The organism is Sulfuricurvum sp. (assembly GCF_036279695.1).
Lineage (GTDB): Bacteria > Campylobacterota > Campylobacteria > Campylobacterales > Sulfurimonadaceae > Sulfuricurvum.
Genome location: NZ_DASUIQ010000124.1, coordinates 1 through 2,880 on the forward strand (window position 1 = coordinate 1; position 2,880 = coordinate 2,880).

A 2,880-nucleotide genomic window follows, 5' to 3' on the forward strand; every position below is an offset into this window, starting at 1 on the left:
ACCATTTTTCATGGCAAGTTGCAATGCCATCAATTCAATACGTGGAGTCAAACGCTCAGAGAGGGTGTAGAGCGTGCACCCTTTTGCCTCCGCAATGCGACGGGCTATCGACTCCACTTCGGAGTGTTTTTGTCTTCCTAACAAAGCGAGAGAGTTCATACTTCGCAGTTTCGTCGTCGCAATCGAATCGATGGAAGTGCCTAAAAACGCCGCATGATCAAAATCGATCGGGGTAAAAATACTCAGCACCTTATCAAAAACAGCGGTCGCATCATACTCACCGCCCAAGCCCGCTTCACACACGACGTAATCACAGTTCTCATATACCACCATCGCTAAGAGTGTCGTATATTCAAAATAGCTCAACGACTCGGCAATTTCCGTGGATAATAGGGATAAAAGCTTCTGATGGGCACATTCCAAAACATCATCACTCACTTCAGAGCCGCCCAACCATATTCGCTCGTTGAATCGCACAATATGAGGCGAGGTGTAATGCCCGACCTTTTGCCCTGCACGGTGCAGTGCGGTTGCCAAGAAACGCCCCGTAGAGCCTTTGCCGTTCGTTCCGACGAGGTGAATTATTTTCGGGATCGCTAAAAAGTGTTTGATCTGCCGATACGCGCTAGGAAAGCGCTCGTAATCGATCACATCGTAAAAAAGAGGTTTTGAGGCTAAAAAATCGTTTAAACTCATGCAGGCTCGACGCGGTTTCGCCCTTTGTGCTTGGCATCATACAGCCGCTCATCCGCTCCGTTGACCAACGCTTTCAGCGAAGGGTAGTCACTGCGTTGTGCGACACCGATACTGACACTCACCGCGATCCGCTGTCCCTGATACATAAAATGGGCTTGCTCGACATGGGCACGTACTTTTTCACAAAATACTTTTCCCCCATTCAAATCGGTATCCCCCAATATGGCCAAAAACTCTTCTCCGCCGAAACGTCCGACAATATCACTCGTCCGTGCTTCGAGTTTAAGAATTTTTGAAAACGCGATCAATACGGCATCTCCCGCTTCATGCCCATAGGTATCGTTCACCGCTTTAAAATGGTCCAAATCAAGCATTGCAACGCAGAATGAGTGACCGTGACGCTCATACTCCGCCTCTTTGAGATTTAGATACTCTTCGATTGCCCGTTTGTTAAAGAGCTTGGTTAAAAAATCTTCACGCGACGCCTGTGTCGCTTGAGCCAGTTCCGACTCAAGATCTGCGATCTTTTTCCCCATTTGCGATACTTTTTCGTTATGCACTTTTAAATCTTTGCTCAACACTTCGACTTTCTCTTCCAACGTGGTTGCAATCGTATAAAGCCGTTTATGTGCCGTTTTAAAATCGGTCGGTTTATTCTCTTCCAAAGCTTCTAAATCGCGTTTTACCTCTCGGATTTCAGTGGTTGAATTCTCGCTTCGCTCAATCAGTTCGATCAATTGGGTGGAGAGTTTGCCCAACAACGTGTTGAGAGCGTTCACCATCTCTTCGACACTTTTTTTGTCCAAAGCGATACGCATAGCGATAGCCGTTTTAAGCTCTTTTTCGCACTCATCCGTGTCGATATAGGCCGGATTGGCTTGAAGTTTTTGAGAAAGTGCTATCGTAGCATTGTCCATCGTCGGTGCAATAGAGGGGACTAAAGAGGAGATAAGAGAATGGACAATTTTATTGTAATCCGCCCCTGCGGTTGTAGATTGAAAGCTCAAACTTTCAATCGTACTGCGCAAATTTCCCCGATTGAGCGATCCGAAATTGGAAAGCTTCAATAAAAATGAGTCATCATAAACACTCAAAAAATTGATCCATGCTTGTTTGAGGAGTTCGAGTTGTGTCGATCCCCCCTGCTCGTCTAAAATAGCGATTGTCTTTTTTGCCAATGCCGACGCATCGGGGTTATGCAGTACATCGATACTTTCCGCCATTTTTTTGGCCAGATTACTCAAAAGCTCCACTAAAATAGACGCTTCACTCGGATTCATTCGGCTCAGTTTAGAGATCAAAAATCGGATCAATTCTGCCGTTGTACGTACACGGTATTGTTTGACTTCATCAACCGTTTTTTTATCCATCAAAGCAATATATCGATCTATCCCGCTGCAATCTTCAACGGCAAACCCCGCTTTTTTGGCCTCGGCACAAAACGCTTCGGTATAAGCATCGGGAGTCCATACCTTCCCCTCTGCTTTAAGTCGCTCAACCGTATTTCGAACGATTTGATTAATAGTCATAACTGATCCTTATTTCGAGTTGACACCCAATGCCGCAATCTGTGCAACAAACGCATCAATCCCTTTTTGCGCCCCTTGGCGAATCGCTTCAAAACGTGCCTGATCGGAGATAATCGCATTCGGTTCAATATCAAAATCGTACGTACCGTGCGCACTATGATTTGTTATTTTTCCACCTGTCGTTCGGCTAATTAGCATCGTAACCGTAGTACGATAGGTAATAACATATCCGTTCGTATCATAACGAAGCGGTGTAAACAACACGGAACCGATAGAAATTTTCAAATGGGTTGAAGCTTCATTTTTAGGGACCAATGAGGTTCTAAATTTGGTAAGAACCGCCGTATCAACCGCATCTTTGATAATAACGGTATTTTGAGGATCTTCCATCGAAATAACCACTTCGGTACTGACACTCTCACCCAAAATATTCTTAGCATAATGGCTGGCAGGCTGGTAACCACACCCTGCAAAGAAGATCAAAGTGCTCAGTATCCAGTATTTCATGGCTTTACCCTTTTATCACGAGATTAACAAGTTTGCCGGGAATCACGATCGCTTTTACGATCTCTTTCCCCTCAATCCACTTCTCTACGGAAGCTTTTGCCGTCTCAATGATCGCTTCTTGGGACTCAGAGACTCCCACTTCGATGGT

General features: G+C 45.3%; 2 protein-coding genes and 1 pseudogene. All 3 read right to left on the bottom strand.

Features of this window, described 5'->3' with window-relative positions:
• Positions 1–696, bottom strand: a pseudogene (locus VFW36_RS12000) (bifunctional folylpolyglutamate synthase/dihydrofolate synthase); the annotation flags it as partial.
• On the bottom strand, positions 693–2,225 hold the full coding sequence (locus VFW36_RS12005) for a diguanylate cyclase (protein WP_329659052.1): 1,533 nt from the start codon (positions 2,223–2,225) through the stop codon (positions 693–695). The gene VFW36_RS12005 and the pseudogene VFW36_RS12000, both read right to left, overlap by 4 nt.
• Positions 2,226–2,234: 9 nt before the next feature.
• Entirely contained in the window at positions 2,235–2,732 is a 498-nt protein-coding gene (gene lptE, locus VFW36_RS12010; protein WP_329659053.1) for an LPS assembly lipoprotein LptE, read from the bottom strand.
• Positions 2,733–2,880: the final 148 nt, after the last annotated feature.